At 71.2% G+C, this 15,787-nt stretch carries 16 protein-coding genes; 5 read left to right on the plus strand and 11 right to left on the minus strand.

The features are described 5' to 3' along the window. Positions 1 to 7 precede the first annotated feature (7 nt). The 3 genes from moaA to OG408_RS09195 form a co-directional block, all read right to left on the minus strand. Complete coding sequence (gene moaA, locus OG408_RS09185; protein ID WP_266777144.1) at positions 8 to 997, minus strand: GTP 3',8-cyclase MoaA; 990 nt, start codon at positions 995 to 997, stop codon at positions 8 to 10. A 185-nt stretch (positions 998 to 1,182) separates the two neighbouring features. Next, positions 1,183 to 2,823 (minus strand): solute symporter family protein, encoded by a 1,641-nt coding sequence (locus OG408_RS09190; RefSeq protein WP_326669293.1) that lies wholly within the window; start codon positions 2,821 to 2,823, stop codon positions 1,183 to 1,185. Next, entirely contained in the window at positions 2,820 to 3,185 is a 366-nt protein-coding gene (locus OG408_RS09195; RefSeq protein ID WP_266777148.1) for a DUF485 domain-containing protein, read from the minus strand. Before OG408_RS09195 ends, OG408_RS09190 begins: the two co-directional genes overlap by 4 nt. Before the next feature lie 290 nt (positions 3,186 to 3,475). Here OG408_RS09195 and OG408_RS09200 point away from each other — a divergent pair, with 290 nt between their 5' ends. Next, a complete protein-coding gene (locus tag OG408_RS09200; RefSeq protein WP_326669295.1) occupies positions 3,476 to 5,011 on the plus strand; it encodes a S8 family peptidase in 1,536 nt (511 codons plus the stop codon). Between the two features lie 48 nt (positions 5,012 to 5,059). On the opposite strand, the gene OG408_RS09205 is transcribed toward OG408_RS09200, so the two are convergent. The 8 genes from OG408_RS09205 to OG408_RS09240 all read right to left on the minus strand — a co-directional run bounded on the left by OG408_RS09205 (position 5,060) and on the right by OG408_RS09240 (position 12,776). Continuing rightward, positions 5,060 to 6,103 (minus strand): zinc-dependent alcohol dehydrogenase family protein, encoded by a 1,044-nt coding sequence (locus tag OG408_RS09205; RefSeq protein WP_266777152.1) that lies wholly within the window; start codon positions 6,101 to 6,103, stop codon positions 5,060 to 5,062. A 21-nt stretch (positions 6,104 to 6,124) separates the two neighbouring features. Next, positions 6,125 to 6,826: a lysoplasmalogenase gene (locus OG408_RS09210; RefSeq protein WP_326669298.1), complete on the minus strand. Its 702-nt coding sequence runs from the start codon at positions 6,824 to 6,826 to the stop codon at positions 6,125 to 6,127. Beyond that, complete coding sequence (locus tag OG408_RS09215; protein WP_266777156.1) at positions 6,823 to 7,710, minus strand: sterol desaturase family protein; 888 nt, start codon at positions 7,708 to 7,710, stop codon at positions 6,823 to 6,825. The genes OG408_RS09210 and OG408_RS09215 overlap by 4 nt, the downstream gene beginning before the upstream one ends. Positions 7,711 to 7,841: 131 nt before the next feature. Continuing rightward, positions 7,842 to 8,555 (minus strand): VIT1/CCC1 transporter family protein, encoded by a 714-nt coding sequence (locus OG408_RS09220; RefSeq protein ID WP_266777158.1) that lies wholly within the window; start codon positions 8,553 to 8,555, stop codon positions 7,842 to 7,844. Between the two features lie 25 nt (positions 8,556 to 8,580). Beyond that, a complete protein-coding gene (locus tag OG408_RS09225) occupies positions 8,581 to 9,807 on the minus strand; it encodes an amidohydrolase family protein (protein WP_326669301.1) in 1,227 nt (408 codons plus the stop codon). Next, the gene (locus OG408_RS09230) at positions 9,804 to 11,084 is read right to left on the minus strand and encodes an amidohydrolase family protein (RefSeq protein ID WP_326669303.1); all 1,281 of its coding nucleotides are present in this window, start codon (positions 11,082 to 11,084) and stop codon (positions 9,804 to 9,806) included. The genes OG408_RS09225 and OG408_RS09230 overlap by 4 nt, the downstream gene beginning before the upstream one ends. A 10-nt stretch (positions 11,085 to 11,094) precedes the next feature. Continuing rightward, positions 11,095 to 11,979 (minus strand): SDR family NAD(P)-dependent oxidoreductase, encoded by an 885-nt coding sequence (locus OG408_RS09235; RefSeq protein ID WP_326669304.1) that lies wholly within the window; start codon positions 11,977 to 11,979, stop codon positions 11,095 to 11,097. After that, complete coding sequence (locus OG408_RS09240) at positions 11,976 to 12,776, minus strand: acetoacetate decarboxylase family protein (protein ID WP_266777166.1); 801 nt, start codon at positions 12,774 to 12,776, stop codon at positions 11,976 to 11,978. Before OG408_RS09240 ends, OG408_RS09235 begins: the two co-directional genes overlap by 4 nt. A 111-nt stretch (positions 12,777 to 12,887) precedes the next feature. On the opposite strand from OG408_RS09240, the gene OG408_RS09245 reads away from it, so the two are divergent. From OG408_RS09245 to OG408_RS09260, 4 genes are all read left to right on the plus strand, one after another. Continuing rightward, the gene (locus OG408_RS09245) at positions 12,888 to 13,544 is read left to right on the plus strand and encodes a TetR/AcrR family transcriptional regulator (RefSeq protein WP_266777168.1); all 657 of its coding nucleotides are present in this window, start codon (positions 12,888 to 12,890) and stop codon (positions 13,542 to 13,544) included. Between the two features lie 40 nt (positions 13,545 to 13,584). Further along, positions 13,585 to 14,589, plus strand: a complete 1,005-nt coding sequence (locus OG408_RS09250; protein WP_266777170.1) for a DEDDh family exonuclease — start codon at positions 13,585 to 13,587, stop codon at positions 14,587 to 14,589. Positions 14,590 to 14,653: 64 nt separating this feature from the next. Beyond that, positions 14,654 to 14,887, plus strand: coding sequence for a hypothetical protein (locus tag OG408_RS09255; RefSeq protein ID WP_326669305.1), 234 nt, complete (start codon positions 14,654 to 14,656; stop codon positions 14,885 to 14,887). 71 nt (positions 14,888 to 14,958) lie between these two features. Then, positions 14,959 to 15,762, plus strand: coding sequence for an SURF1 family cytochrome oxidase biogenesis protein (locus OG408_RS09260; protein WP_326674500.1), 804 nt, complete (start codon positions 14,959 to 14,961; stop codon positions 15,760 to 15,762). Positions 15,763 to 15,787: the final 25 nt, after the last annotated feature.

Here is a 15,787-nt window from a genome sequence, read left to right on the forward strand (position 1 = left end):
GGAGGCTCTAGCCGCCGATCGCCGACATCGGGCGGTCGGGCTGGAGGAAGGACGGGTCGTCGAGACCGGATCCGGCCTTCTTGCCCCACATGGCGAGCTTCCAGATCCGGGCGATCTCCTCGTCCGGCGCCTCGGAGCGCAGTGCGCCGCGCAGGTCGGTCTCCTCGCGGGCGAACAGGCAGGTGCGCACCTGCCCGTCGGCGGTGAGACGGGTGCGGTCGCAGGCCCGGCAGAACGGTCGGGTGACCGAGGCGATGACGCCGACCCGGTGGGGGCCGCCGTCGACGAGCCAGCGCTCGGCGGGGGCGGAGCCGCGCTCGCCGTCCTCCTCGGCGGTGAGGGCGAAGCGGGTGCGCAGCGACTCCAGGATGTCGCCCGCGGTGATCATGCCGTCGCGCTTCCAGCCGTGCTGGGCGTCGAGCGGCATCTGCTCGATGAAGCGGAGCTCGTAGTCGTTCTCCACGGCCCAGGCGAGGAGGTCGGGGGCCTCGTCGTCATTGAGTCCCGGCATCAGGACCGTGTTGACCTTGACGGGGGTGAGCCCGGCGTCACGGGCGGCCTCCAGCCCGGCCAGGACGTCGTGGTGCCGGTCGCGGCGGGTGAGGGTCTTGAACGCCTCGGGGCGCAGGGTGTCCAGCGAGACGTTGACCCGGTCCAGGCCCGCGTCCTTGAGGGCGGCGGCGGTCCGCTTGAGTCCGATGCCGTTGGTCGTGAGCGACATCTTCGGGCGGGGCTCCAGCGCCGCGCACTGCTGGACGATGGAGACGAGTCCCGGGCGCAGCAGCGGCTCTCCGCCGGTGAAGCGGACTTCCGTGATGCCGAGCCGGGTGACGGCGATCCGGACAAGGCGGACGATCTCGTCGTCGCTCAGCAGGTCGGGCTTGGCCAGCCACTGCAGGCCTTCCTCGGGCATGCAGTAGGTGCAGCGAAGATTGCACCGGTCGGTGAGCGAGACGCGCAGGTCGGTGGCGACCCGGTCGAATGTGTCGATGAGCATGGTGGGCCCCCTCCCCCGGTGACTTCCCGGTTGCGGTATCTGACTCTTTCGAGACTACGCGAGACCAGTGACAACGGAGGGGCCCGTTTGGCACGAGGAGCGGCGCGGCCGCGTCGTAGGACTCTACGACGCGGCCGCGGGGAAAGAGTGTCGCGGGGACCGCTCTCCTGTGTGAATTCCTGCTCTCAGTGGGCTCCGATGCCGGTGAGGGACTTGACCTCCAGCTCGGCGTACTTGCCCTTGTCCGGTTCCTCCTTCGACAGGAGGGAGCCGATCCAGCCGAGCAGGAAGCCCAGCGGGATGGAGATCAGGCCGGGGTTCTCCAGCGGGAACCAGGCGAAGTCGACGCCCTTGAACATCGAGGTCTTCGCGTTGCCGGAGACGACCGGCGAGAACAGCACGAGGATGACCGAGCTGGCGAGGCCGCCGTAGATCGACCACAGCGCGCCCTGGGTGGTGAAGCGCTTCCAGAAGAGGCTGTAGAGGAGCGTGGGCAGGTTGGCCGAGGCGGCGACGGCGAAGGCCAGTGCCACCAGGCCGGCGACGTTCATGTCGCGGGCGAACGCGCCGAGCAGGATCGCGGCCGCGCCGATGAAGACGGTGGCCCAGCGCGCGGCCCGCATCTCCTCCTTCTCGCTCGCCTTTCCCTTGCGGATGACGTTGGCGTAGATGTCGTGCGCGAAGGACGACGAGGAGGCGAGGGTGAGGCCGGCGACGACGGCGAGGATGGTGGCGAAGGCGACGGCGGAGATGACGGCGAGCATGATCGCGCCGCCGGTGGTGCCGACCCCGCCGAGGTACTCGGCGAGCTGCGGGGCCGCCGCGTTGCCCGCCGGGTTCTTCGCGATGATCTCCTTCGGGCCGATGAGGGCCGCGGCGCCGAATCCGAGGGCGATGGTCATCAGGTAGAAGGCGCCGATGATGCCGATGGCCCAGTTGACCGACTTACGGGCGGCCTTGGCGGTCGGCACCGTGTAGAAGCGGATCAGGATGTGCGGCAGTCCGGCGGTGCCCAGCACCAGGGCGATGCCGAGGGAGAGGAAGTCCAGCTTCGAGGTGCCGGTGGCGCCGTACTTGAGCCCGGGCTCAAGGAAGGACGCGCCGTGGCCGCTCTTCTCCGCGGCGGTGCCCAGCAGGTCGGAGACGTTGAAGTCGAACTTCCACAGCACCATGAACGTCATCAGGATGGCGCCCGCGATGAGCAGCACGGCCTTGACCATCTGCACCCAGGTGGTGCCCTTCATGCCGCCGATGGTGACGTACACGATCATCAGTACGCCGACCAGCGCAACGATGAGGATCTTTCCCGCGTCGCTGGTGATGCCGAGGAGCAGCGAGACCAGAACTCCCGCTCCTGCCATCTGTGCCAGCAGGTAGAAGATGGACACGATGATCGTGGAAACACCCGCGGCCGTACGCACCGGGCGCTGGCGCATCCGGTAGGCGAGGACGTCGCCCATGGTGTAGCGGCCCGAGTTGCGCAGTGGTTCGGCGACGAGGAGCAGCGCCACCAGCCAGGCGACGAGGAAGCCGATCGAGTAGAGGAAGCCGTCGTAGCCGAACAGCGCGATGGCTCCGGCGATACCGAGGAACGACGCTGCGGACATGTAGTCGCCGGAGACCGCGAGTCCGTTCTGGAAAGCGGTGAACTGGCGGCCGCCGGCGTAGAAGTCGGAGGCGTTCTTCGTCTGCCGGCCGGCCCAGACGGTGATGCCGAGGGTCGCGGCGACGAAGACGGCGAAGAGCGAGATGATCAGCGGCCGGTGCTCGGTGGTGGACGAGGCGGCGAGCGTCACGACGGTCTGGGAGTGGTACGCGGCGCTCATACGTCGGCCTCCATACGGGACTTGATGGCCTCGGCCTTCGGGTCGAGCTTCGCGTTGGCGTGGCGCGAGTAGAACCAGGCGATGAGGAAGGTGGTGAGGAACTGGGCGAGGCCGAAGACGAAGGCCACGTTGAAGTTGCTGTACACCTTGGTGCCCATGAAGCCGCCGGCGTAGTTCGAGAGCAGCACGTACAGCAGGTACCAGAGGACGAAGGCGATGGTCAGCGGGAAGGCGAACGAGCGGTACGAGCGGCGTAGTTCACCGAATTCCGCGCTCTCCTGCTCCGCGACGAACGCCTCGGTGGTGGGCTGGGCGGGGCCGGTCTCCGAACTGCCCTCGGGCGGCGGTGCATCGGTAGCCACGGAATCTCCTCGCGACGCGGGTGCGGTGGTGGTGGGGACGGTGGATTTCACTGGGACCTCGATATCGGGGGGTGATGGTGCGCCTCCCCTGACAACGGCACGCGGCGCGCGGCGAAGCGGTTCACCGCGGTTTCCGTCTTCTCCGGCTCACCCCTTCGGGGGCTCGGGTGGCAACGGGTTCTCCCGAACGCATTGATGAGCCGGGATGATCAGCGATAGCTTCACTCGTCATGTACGCGACTGGACACAGCCCGTGTCCGGTCGGCTGACACGGATGAAGTGGAGACCCCATGGCTCATCTGGGATCCAGACGGACGCGCGCATTGACGCTCCCCGTCGGATTGGCCCTCACCGCATCGCTCGGCTTCCTGCCGACGGGTGCGGCCTCCGCCGCTCCGGTGGACGCCGCGCCCTCGGCGGCGGTTCCGACGGACGGTCCGAAGCTCTCGTACGTGATCAACACCCGGGGCGGTCACGGCACCGTCAAGCAGGTGCGCAAGGCGGTCGAGCGGGCCGGCGGCACGGTGGTGATCTCCTACGACCGGATCGGAGTCATCGTCGCCCACTCGCAGAACCCGCAGTTCGCGCAGACGGTCCGCCGGGTCAGGGGCGTCGATTCGGCGGGCGCCACCCGCACCAACCCGATCGTCCCGCAGGCCACCAAGGACATCGGGGTCGACCAGCCGCTGACGGCCCAGCAGGAGCGGACCGCGGCGGCACGGGCGAGGGCGGGCCAGGACCCGCTGGAGCCGTTGCAGTGGGACCTGCCCGCCATCAAGGCGGACAAGGCGCACGAGAAGTCGCTGGGCAGCTCGAAGGTCACGGTCGCGGTCATCGACACGGGTGTCGACGACACGCACCCGGACCTCGCCCCGAACTTCGACCGCCGCGGCTCGGCGAACTGTGTCTCCGGCGCACCGGACACCACGGACGGCTCGTGGCGTCCGAAGACCGGTGAGAGCGATCACGGTACGCATGTCGCGGGCACCATCGCGGCCGCGAAGAACGGCATCGGGGTGACGGGTGTCGCGCCGGGCGTGAAGGTCTCCGGCATCAAGGTGGGCAACCCGGACGGCTTCTTCTACACCGAGGCCGTCGTCTGCGGCTTCATGTGGGCGGCGGACCACGGCGCCGATGTGACGAACAACAGCTATTACACCGATCCCTGGATGTACAACTGCAAGAACGACCCGGACCAGGGCGCGCTGGTCGAGGCGGTCGCCCGGGCCACCCGGTACGCGGAGAGCAAGGGCACGGTCAACGTCGCCGCCGCGGGCAACTCGGCGGAGGACCTGGCGGGCGACACGATCGAGGACACGGGCAGCCCGAACGACACCGTGCCGGTCACCCGGACCATCGACCCGAAGGTGTGCCTCGACATCCCGACGATGCTGCCGGGGGTCGTGACGGTCTCGGCGACGGGCGCGAAGGGGCTGAAGGCCTCGTACTCGAACTACGGCGACGGCGTCATCGACGTGGCCGCGCCGGGCGGCGACTCGACGGTCTACCAGACGCCCGAGCCGCCCGCGACGAGCGGTCTGATCCTGTCCACGCTGCCGGGCGGCGCATACGGATACAAGGCCGGTACGTCGATGGCCTCCCCGCATGTCGCGGGCGTCGTGGCCCTGATCAAGTCGAGGCACCCGTATGCCTCGGCCGCCGCGGTCAAGGCCCTGCTGACGCTGGAGGCCGATGCGAAGGCGTGCGGTGAGCCGTACGACATCGACGGCGACGGCAAGATCGACGCGGTCTGCGAGGGCGGCAAGAACCGCAACGGCTTCTACGGGGCCGGAGTGGTGGACGCGCTGGACGCGGTGCGCTGGTGACGGACGGTCCGGGGCCCGCCTGCGGGCCGGCCCCGGACCGGTCGGAGTTCACGGCGTGATGAGGACCTTCAGCGCCGTGCGCTCGTCCATCGCCTTGTAGCCGGCCGGCACGTCGTCGAGGCCGATGGCCAGATCGAAGACGGGCGACGGGTCGAGGGTGCCGGACAGGATGTCGGGGAGCAGCTCGGGGATGTACGTGCGGACGGGGGCCACACCGCCGCGCAGGGCGATGTTCCGGTCGAACATGACGCCGAGGTCCAGTCCGGTGCCGCTGCCGTGCGGGACGCCGACGTAGCCGATCGAGCCGCCGTCGCGGGTGATCTCCACGGCGGTGCGCATGGACTGCTCGGTGCCGACGGCCTCGATCACCGCGTGGGCGCCCTCGCCGCCGAGCAGTTCCCGTACGGCGGCGACGGCCGCGTCACCGCGCTCGGCGACGACGTCGGTGGCGCCGAAGGTGCGGGCGATGTCCGTACGCGCCGTGTGCCGGCCCAGCGCGATGATGCGCTCGGCGCCGAGCCGCTTGGCGGCCATGACCCCGCACAGGCCGACGGCCCCGTCACCGACGACGGCGACCGTGGAGCCGGCCTTCACTCCGGCGCCGACGGCGGCGTGGTGGCCGGTGCCGAGGACGTCGGAGAGGGCCAGGAGCGCCGTGAGCAGATGGTCGTCGGAGGCCGCGGCGGCGGGGAGCTTGACCAGGGTGCCGTCGGCGAACGGGACGCGTACGGCCTCGCCCTGCCCGCCGTCGGAGCCGACCGAGCCCCAGAAGCCGCCCTGCGGGCAGGAGGTGGTGAGCCCCTCGGCGCAGTAGGCGCAGCTGCCGTCGGACCAGACGAAGGGCGCGACGACGAGGTCCCCGGCCGCGAAGCCGTTGACCTCGGAGCCCGCCTCCTCGACGATGCCCAGGAACTCGTGGCCGATGCGCTGGCCGGGCTGCCGGGCGGACTCGCCGCGGTAGGCCCACAGGTCGCTGCCGCAGATACAGGCCCGCAGGACCCGCAGCACCACATCGGTGGGCCGCTGGATCACCGGGTCCGGGACCTCCTGCACGCGGATGTCGTGGGGGGCGTGGATGACGGTGGCGCGCATGCGTGGGGGTCCTTGCTGATCTCAGATGCTGATACTCCGCTCACGGTACGCCCCAATCACCCCACCAGCCCCTTTCGCCCCCGGGGCGAGGGCGCCCAGGGTCAGCAGGAACTGCGCCGCGACGTAGGTGAGCATGACCCAGAAGTCGGGGGCGGGCAGCTGCGGCCAGTCGGCGATTCCGGTGGCGATCAGCGCGTCGGAGAGCAGGAAGAGCGCGCCCCCGGCGGCCGCGTACCGGCCGAGCACCCCGGACCGGTAGGCCATGGCGGTGAGCAGCAGGCTGTAGCCCGCCAGCGGGATCCGCAGTCCGGCCGGCAGCGAGCCCCAGAGCAGGACGAGGAAGACGGCCAGCACGGCCGCGTACAGGATTCCGGGCAGCAGGGCGCCGCGCGCCCGGCCGAAGAGCCGCAGGTAGCACAGGTGCCCCGCGGCGAAGCCGCCCATCCCGATGAGGAACGCGGTGTCGGAGTCGGCCAGCAGGAAGACGTCTCCCACCCATCCGCAGAGCAGCGCCGCGATCAGCAGCCGGGGCCCGCGCCGGGCGGCGGCGTACGCGGCGAGCAGCGGCATCAGCAGCGGTTTGGCGACCATGTGCGCGATCCCGCTGTCGGTGAGCACCCCGCCGAGGTCGACGGCGCAGGCGACGAGGAAGGCGATGAGCAGGGGTCGTACGAAACGCTCCCGCCGGTCCATGGGCCGGCCGGCGAGCGGGCCGGCGCTCATCCGGTGCGTTCCGCGGCGACGGCGGTGGCCGCCTCGGGGCGCACGGCGGCCCCTGCGGGCTGCCAGCCGGGCCCCCGGAACACCCGCCCGGCCCGCTCGCCCCAGCTGCCCGCCGCGCGCACGTCACGGGCGATGGCGGCGTACTCGTGGGTGGCGACCCGCAGCGGGTTGAACGTGCCGATGTTCTTGGTGAGCCCGAACACCGGCCGCTCCGTCTCCACGGTGAAGGACCCGAACCACCGGTCCCACACGATCAGGATGCCGCCGAAGTTCCGGTCGAGGTAGCCGCCCTGGGAGGCGTGGTGCACCCGGTGGTGGGAGGGCGTGTTCAGTACGTACTCGAACGGCCGGGGGAGCTTGTCGATGCGCTCGGTGTGCACCCAGAACTGGTAGACGAGATTGGCCGACGAGCAGAAGGCGAGCGCCGCCGGGTGGACGCCGAGGGCGATGAGCGGGAGGTAGAACGGCCAGACGGTCAGCGAGGTCCAGGGCTGGCGCAGCGCGGTGGAGAGGTTGAACTTCCGGCTGGAGTGGTGCACCACGTGGCAGGCCCAGAGGATCCGGATGACGTGGTGGCCGCGGTGGGACCAGTAGTAGAAGAAGTCCTGCGCCAGCAGCATCAGCGGCACGGTCCACCACAGGACGGGCACGCGGAGCGGGGTCAGCTCGTACACCGCGGTGTAGACGGCGACGATGGGCACTTTCCACAGCAGGTCGAAGGCGAGACTGCCCAGCCCCATGGTGATGCTGGTGGCGGCGTCCTTCGCCTCGTAACCGGCGGCGTCCTCGTCGGGGTGGAAGTGGTGGAGCGCCATTTCCAGGACGGTGAGCAGGACGAAGGCCGGTATGGACCAGAGCACTACATCGGGCAGGTTCGTCGGCATGCCTGCACCGTAGAGCGGCGGGGCGACCGGGGACTAGACGTTGTTACCAACAAGTATGCGAGACGCGTTGTCAGCAGCCTTTGGCACTTTCCGCCAATGACTCAGCCGCCCAACCGCCCACCCGGCACCCCTCACACCCCCGCCGCCCCCAGCAACGCCCCCGCCCCGTACGTCACCGCCATCGCCACCGCTCCCCCGCCCATGTTCCGCAGCACCGCCGGGCCCGCCTTCGCGTCGCCCAGCCGGGCGCTCCACCAGCCCGTCAGGGCCAGCGCCGCGAGGACCGACAGCACGGTCACCGGGAGCCGCGCCGACGAGGGCGGCAGCACGATCGCCAGCAGCGGCAGCAGTGCGCCCACCGTGAACGCCAGGAAGCTGGCGCCCGCCGCGTGCCAGGGGTTCGTCAGGTCGTCCGGGTCGATGCCCAGCTCGACCTCCGCGTGCGCGCGCAGCGCGTCGCGCTCGGTGAGCTGGACGGCGGCCTCGCGGGCCACCTCGCGGCTCAGGCCCTTGCCCTCCAGCAGTCCGGTGAGTTCCGCGAGTTCCGCCTCCGGGGCCTCCTGGAGCTCGCGCTTCTCCGTCGCCAGGGCGGCCTTCTCCGAATCGCGCTGGGTGGAGACCGACACGTACTCGCCCGCGGCCATCGACATGGACCCGGCCAGCAGCCCGGCCAGGCCCGCCGTGAGCAGGGCGCTGCGGGCCCCGGTGGCCCCGGCGACGCCGACGACGAGGCCCGCGGTGGAGACCACACCGTCGTTGGCCCCGAGGACCGCGGCGCGCAGCCAGTTCAGCCGTGCGCCAAGGCCGTTGGTGTGCGGTTCGTCGTGCGCCGGGGTATCCGTCATCCGGGGATGGTCTCACCTCCCGCCGTCACCAGACGCGAACCGACCCACCCGGTGCGAAGGCGGGGCTGGTGGCGTCCTGCGGTACCTCCTTCAGGGGTTCGGCTATCTCCTCGACCATCGGGCCGACCTTCGCCGCGATCCGGTCCAGGGCCGCCAGGTCGAATCCGTAGACGCGCGCCGCGTTCCCGCCGGTCATCGCCGCGATCTCGGCGCGCGGCAGTCCGGCGTAGGCGATCCGCAGGCCCTCGCGTGAGTAGGGGGCGGTGCCCTCGTCGTGCGGGTAGTCGCTGCCCCACATGATCTTGTCGAGGCCGATCCGGTCGCGCAGCGGCACCTCGTGCGGGCGCATGAAGCTGGCGCCGACGAAGCAGTTGTCGCGCCAGACCTCGCTGGGGCGGGCGCCCATCGAAGCCGACAGCCCCGCGCCGAACTTGGACTCGGCGGTGGCCGCCCGGGTCGCCGCCGCGACGAGCCGGCCGTGGTAGTAGTCGAGCATCTCCACGATGCCCGGGATCCAGCCGGAGCCCTGTTCGGTGAGGACCAGTTTCAGGGCGGGGTGGCGGCGGAACGCGCCGCCGAAGATCAGGTGCCACAGCGCCCGGTGCGAGAACCAGGTCGTCTCCACCATGAAGACGGCACGGGCCGCCGGTTCGTCGCCGAGCGGCGGGGAGGCCGAGCCGCCGTGGTGGTTGACGGGGACGTCCAGCTCCGCGCAGACCGCCCAGAGCGGGTCGTACACCGCGGAGTACAGCTCCGGGATGCCGGAGCCGGGCGGGGTGCCGGGCAGCAGGATGCCGCCGGTGAGGCCCGCGTCCTTGGCGCGGCGGACCTCGCGGACCGCCTCGGCCGGGTCGTTGAGGAGGATCTGGGCGACGCCGGCCCGCCGGCCGGGTGCGGCCGCGCAGAAGTCGGCGAGCCAGCGGTTGTGGGCGCGCAGCCCCGCCCAGCGCTGTTCGTACTCCTGCCGGGAGGGTGCGGGGGCCATCAGGGAGGCGGAGGGGAAAAAGGGCGGGATGGTGTTGGGGAAGACGACTTCCGCGACGATGCCGTCCGCCTCCAGTTCGGCGAGGCGGCGCTCCGAGTTCCAGTTGCGGTCGGCGGTGTCGGCCACCAGGTCCTCGTACGGGTTGACGTAGGTCGCCGCCCAGGCGTCGAAGTCGTCGTGGTGCTCCGACTCCAGGTACGGCCTGTAGTCGAGGAGGTCGGCTCCGGCGTGGCAGTCGGCGGAGATGACGGTGTAGCGGTCCGTCATGACGCCCCCAGGACCGGGAAGTCGTGGCCGGTCAGCCAGTGGCGGCCGGTCTCGCGCGAGCGGGCCCAGGAGGCCTCGACCGCCGCCTGGTCGGTGCTCTGGCCCAGGTCGGCGGGGGTGGGGCCGATGCGTGCGGCGAGCGGGGCGAGTTTGTCCGTGTCGAAGCCGAAGACCTCGGCGGCGGCCAGGCCCAGCATCCGGCGGGTCTCGGCGACGGGGATGTCGTGGAAGGTGTCGCGCAGCCAGGTCGCGGTGTTGGGCCAGGTGCCCTCGGGGTGCGGGAAGTCGCTGCCCCAGAGGATGTTGTCGACGCCGATCTCGTAGCGCTGGGCCAGTTCGCGGCGTTTGGTGTTGGTGGCGCAGATGAACACCTGGCGGTCGAGGTACTCGTGCGGCGGGCGCTTCAGCTCCGCGAACGGGGAGAGCTTCTTGCCGCCGTGGGCGCCGAGGTAGAGCCGATCCATGAACCACAGCAGGTTCGGCAGCCACCAGCAGCCGGACTCGGCGACGCCGAACCTCAGCCCGGGGTGGCGTTCGAACGCACCCGACCAGAGCAGGAACCACAGCGGGCGCGAGGGCCACCAGGTGACCTCGGAGACGTAGATGCCGAGGTGGTCGCCGTACTCGTGGCGCGGGGCCGCGCCGGAGTGGGTGACGACCGGCATCGCGGTCTCGGCGGCCGCCGCCCACACGGGGTCGTAACGCCGGTCGTGGTAGGGGGCCTTGTCCACCCACATGGAGGGGATCATCAGCGCGCCGAGGCCGGAGTCCTTCGCCCGGTGGATCTCGGCGACCACCCGGTCCACCTCGCCGGTGACGGGCAGCAGCGCGACCCCGCAGTGGCGTTCGGGGTGCTGCGAGACGAAGTCGGCGAGCCAGCGGTTGTGGGCCTGCGCGCCGGCCATGCCCAGCTCGGGGTCCTGGTCGCCGGAGAGGCCGAGGCCGACACCGAAAGGTGCGGCGGTGCGGCTGTCGACGGCGTCCGCGTCGGGGAAGACGACCTCGGCCGCGACCCCGTCGCCGTCCAGCTCCTTGAGTCGCTGGGTGGCGTCCCAGCCGCCCCTGAGCCCTTCCTCGTTGTCCTGGAACCACTTGTCCGCGAAGGCCTCGTTGCGGACCCCGAGGCGGGTCATCTCCTCGCGGCGGCGGTCGCGGCCGGCCAGGAACTCGTCGAACTCGCGGTGGTAGCGGCTGTCGAGGTAGGGCCGGTACTCCTCGGTGGGCAGTCCGGCGTGGCAGTCGGAGGAGATGATCAGGTACGGGTCGTCATCGGTCATGGCTCACTCCTCAGTCGAGTATGAAGTTCTCCAGGTACGACGGGTTGGACCGGTCGAGCATCGACTGCGACCTGGCCCGGATCTGGCCGTCGCTGCGTTCGCTGTCCGGCAGCATCCAGAAGCGGTCGGCGCGGATCCCGTCGACGACGGTGGCGGCGACGTCCTCCACGGGGGTGAACTCCACCTCCTGGCCCGCCGCCTTCATCGCGCTCTCCCACTGGTCGAGGCTGCGGTACGGGGTCCGGCGCGGGCGCTCCTTGGCGTACCGCTCGGGCCGGTTGCGGTGCGACTCCCACAGGCCGGTGCGCAGCATGTGGGGGCCGGGGAAGAGGACCGAGGCGCCGACCGGGGCGCCCTCCGCCCTCAGGTGCGCGTACAGGGACTCGGTCATGGTGACGACGGCGGACTTGGTGACCGCGTACACGGACGCGGTGGGCAGCGGGGCGATCCCGCCGTCGCCGGACGAGGTGTTGACGACATGGCCGGGGCCGCCGTCCGCGAGCATGCGCGGCACGAAGGCCTGGATGCCGTGGAAGACCCCCCAGACGTTGACGGCGAAGGCCCACTTCCAGTCGTTGGGTTCGTGCTCCCACATCCGGCCCTCCGCGCCGGAGCCGACCCCGGCGTTGTTGCAGAGGACGTGCACCGCCCCGAAGGCGTCGTACGCGGCGTCGGCCAGCGCCCGCACGGAGTCGCGCTCGCTGACGTCGACGGGCCGGGACAGCACCTGTGCGCCCTCGGCGCGCAGTTCGCCGGCCGCCTTGTCGAGCGCGCCCTCCTCGACGTCGGCGAGGACGACCTTCAGTCCCTCGGCCGCGAACCTCCTGGCCATCGCCAGACCGATACCGCTCGCCGCGCCGGTGACGACGGCGACCTGCCCCTCCTGAAGCCTCATCGGACACTCCCCTGCGGCGGGCCGTCGTGGATCTGCTGCGGGTCGTCGTAGCGCTGGTGGATGTACGGCAGCAGCGCCTCGGCGCTCACCCGCTCGACGGCCCGGCCCTGCTGGTCGCTGGTCTTCTCGCCGATGGTGAGGTCGAGGACGCGGAGCACGGGCAGGTCGGCGACCGGGTCGTACATGGACTCGCGCAGCACCACGTCGCCGGTGATCCGCTCCAGGCGGCGGACCTTCTCGTGGCGGGTGCAGTGGATCAGGACGGGGTCGGCGTCGAAGCCCTCGCCGTCCACCGCGGGCAGGAACTTGAAGTAGAAGTCGAGCTTGGTGGCCGGTTCGGGCAGCGGGAGCGGTTCGCCGACCGCGCCGCGGACCTCGACGAAGGCGATGCCGTGCCGGGCGAGGGAGGCGGTGACGAGCAGGCCGTCGCGCTCGACGCTCACCTCGCCGAGCTTCTTCGGCTCGCCGAACACCTCACGGCCGCCGGTCAGCGCCCGCTCGTGGGTCATCGGCATGACCAGCGGGTACCAGCCCTCGTGTCCGTCGTGGACGGCGGCGACGGCGACGGAGCCCGCGCCGAGGGGATATCCGGGCAGGTCGACCTTGCTGATGCTCGCCCGCACCAGCGGGCGCCCGGAGGGTTTCAGGGGCGGGGGGAGGACGGCCGCCACCGCGTCGGGATCGCTCTCCCAGACCGCGCTCACGCCGGTGGACCAGATGTCGGGGAGCCGGGAGCGGGCCTCACGGGATGCCGCGATCTCGGCCTCGGTGCGCGCGCCGTACCGTACACGTGCCATGCGGTGCCACCCTTCTCGGTTGTCCGTGCCGGGTTCTGTAACACAGTTACACCGGAGCTCGTGAAGGGTAAATAGCCGTGCGTGTAACGAAGTCCGGGACCTGGAGGAGCTGTGGCGCGATCGTCGCTGACCCGTGAGGAGGTCCTCGCGGCCGCCGCGGGACTCGTGCGGCAGCACGGTCCGCAGACCCTCACCATGCGCAAACTGGCCGCCGAGCTGGGCACCGCCGTCACCTCGATCTACTGGCACGTGGGCAACCGCGAGTCGCTGCTGGATGCCCTCGTCGAGCGCACCGTCCAGGAGATGGGCACCCTGCGCCCCGCCGGCCGGGCCCCGGCCGCCCGGATCGTCTCCGTGGCCCGGGGGCTGCGCCGCGAACTGCGCGCCCGCCCGCATCTGATCGCGATGGTCCACGAACGGGGGCTGACGGAACGGATGTTCCTGCCGGCCCAGCAGGCGCTCGTCCACGAGGTCCATGCGGCCGGGCTGCGCGGCGCCCGGGCGGCGGACGCGGTACGGGCGGTGCAGATGCACACCGTCGGTTTCCTGCTCGTCGAGCGCAACCGGGAGCGGTCCCCCGTCCAGTCACCGGCGGAGGGCGATCTGTGGTCCGTCTCCACCGCGGACGACGATCCGGCACTGGCCCGGGCGCTGGCCCGGCCCGCCGACCCGGACCGGCTGTTCACCGTGTCCGTACGGGCCCTGGTGGACGGACTGCTGGCGGGCGGCGGAGGCCGGGCCGGTGGCTCCGGGACGGTCCGGGGGTGACGGCCGAATAGGGGACTGTCGGTGTCGGCCCGTATTCTCTGTGACCATGCTCGACGACCGCCAGACCGCAGCACCGTGGCCGACCGCCTACCCGCAGGGGTACGCGGTCGTCGACGTGGAGACCACCGGACTCGCCCGGGACGACCGGATAATCTCCGCCGCCGTCTACCGCCTGGACGCGCAGGGCAACGTCGAGGACCACTGGTACACCCTGGTCAACCCGGAGCGGGACCCCGGCCCCGTGTGGATCCACGGGCTGACGAGCGACGTGCTCGAAGGCGCCCCGCTCTTCCCCGAGGTGGCCGCCGAGCTCTCCGAGCGGCTGGCCGACCGCGTCCTCGTCGCGCACAACGCCGCCTTCGACTGGTCGATGCTCGCCCGGGAGTACGCACGGGCGTCGGTGATCGCCCCCGTCCAGCAGCGGCTGTGCACCATCGCGCTCTCCAAGGAGCTGCGGCTGCCGCTGCCCAACCACAAGCTGGAGTCGCTGGCCGCGCACTTCGGCGTGGTGCAGCAGCAGGCGCACCACGCGCTGGACGACGCGCGGGTGCTGGCCGAGGCGTTCCGCCCGAGTCTGCACGCGGCGGCGCGGGGCGGGATGCGGCTGCCGCTGCTGGAGTGCCGGCCGCTGACCGAGTGGTCGGACTCCCCCGTCACCCCGCGGGTCGGCTACCAGCCCTCGTACGGAGCGCAGAACAGCTGGCGCCCCTCGCGCAAGCGCCCGGCCTGCCCGTATCCGAATCCGGGACGGTACGAGAAGGACAAACCTCTCATGCAGGGCATGCGGGTGGCGTTCTCCGGAGACACCTCGATCGACCGTGAACTGCTGGAGGACCGGGCGGTGGAGGCGGGGCTGCACGTGGCGACCAGCGTCTCGCGGCTGACGAGCCTGCTCGTCACCAACGACCCGGACGCGGCGACGTCGAAGACCGTGAAGGCGAAGTCGTTCGGCACCCCGATTTTGGAGGAGAGCGCCTTCACGCATCTCCTGCGGGACGTGGCAGCGGCGAAGAAGGTCCCGGCGCCGACGCCGTCATCGGAGTGAACCGGCGGCGACTCGCCCGCCCGCCGCTCGCCCGCCGCCGCCCTCGCGTCCCACCCTGTGGCGCATGGCACGTTGTGAGGTTTGCGGAAACGACTACGGGATGTCCTTCGAGGTGCACGCGCAGGGCGCGATTCATGTCTTCGACTGCTTCTCCTGCGCCATTCACCGCATGGCGCCCATCTGTGAGCACTGCCGGGTCCAGGTCATCGGCCAGGGCGTGGAGGTCGACGGGCACTGGTTCTGCGGCGGGCACTGCGCCCGCGCGGAGGGGAAGGCGGGCATCGTCGACAGAGTCTGAGCACCGGGCGCCGCGCCCCTTCCCCCACCCCCTGCGCGATGCACCCCATGACGCAGTTGTACCGTCATGGGGTGTACCGCTTCCTGTTGACCCGGCAGTGGCTGATTCTCGCCCTCATCGCCCTCGTACTCATTCCCACGATGGTCGAGCTGGGCTTCTGGCAGCTGCACCGGCATGAGCACAAGGTCGCGCAGAACGCCCTGATCTCGCGGAATCTCAAGGCGGACCCCGTTCCGGTCGCCACGCTCACCTCCCCCGGTCACACCGTTCCGCGCGCGGACTACTGGCGTGCGGTGAGCGCCACCGGGACGTACGACGAGAAGCACGAGGTCGTGGTGCGCCGCCGGACCGCCACCGACGGCTCCATCGGTGTCCATGTACTGATCCCGTTCGACCTCAAGGGCGGCGGCACGGTCATGATCAACCGCGGCTGGGTCCCCTCCGCCTCCGACCAGTACGCCTTCCCCGACGTCCCGGCCGTGCCCAGGGGCGAGGTGACCGTCACCGGGCGGCTCAAGGCCGACGAGACGACGGGTGCCAGCGGTATCAAGGACCTCTCGGACCTGCCGGACCGCCAGGTGATGCTGATCAACAGCTCCCAGCAGGCGAAGCTCCTGTCCCGGCCGGTGCTCGGCGGCTACATCGAGCAGACGGGTCCCGAGCCCAAGGGCGACAGGCCCGAGCTGATCGAGGCTCCCGAGGACGACTCCATCGGCCCGCACATGGCGTACGCCGTGCAGTGGTGGCTGTTCGCCGGGGGTGTGCCGGTCGGCTACGTGGTGCTGGCCCGCCGGGAGAAGCGCGACCGGGTGGCGGCGGCCGCCACGGCCGCCGAACAGGCCGCGGCGGCGGAGCCCGAACCGGCGAAGGCCTGACGGAGCGTCCGCGGGGGTGACTCCC

Source organism: Streptomyces sp. NBC_01257 (genome assembly GCF_035917255.1).
Classification (GTDB): domain Bacteria; phylum Actinomycetota; class Actinomycetes; order Streptomycetales; family Streptomycetaceae; genus Streptomyces.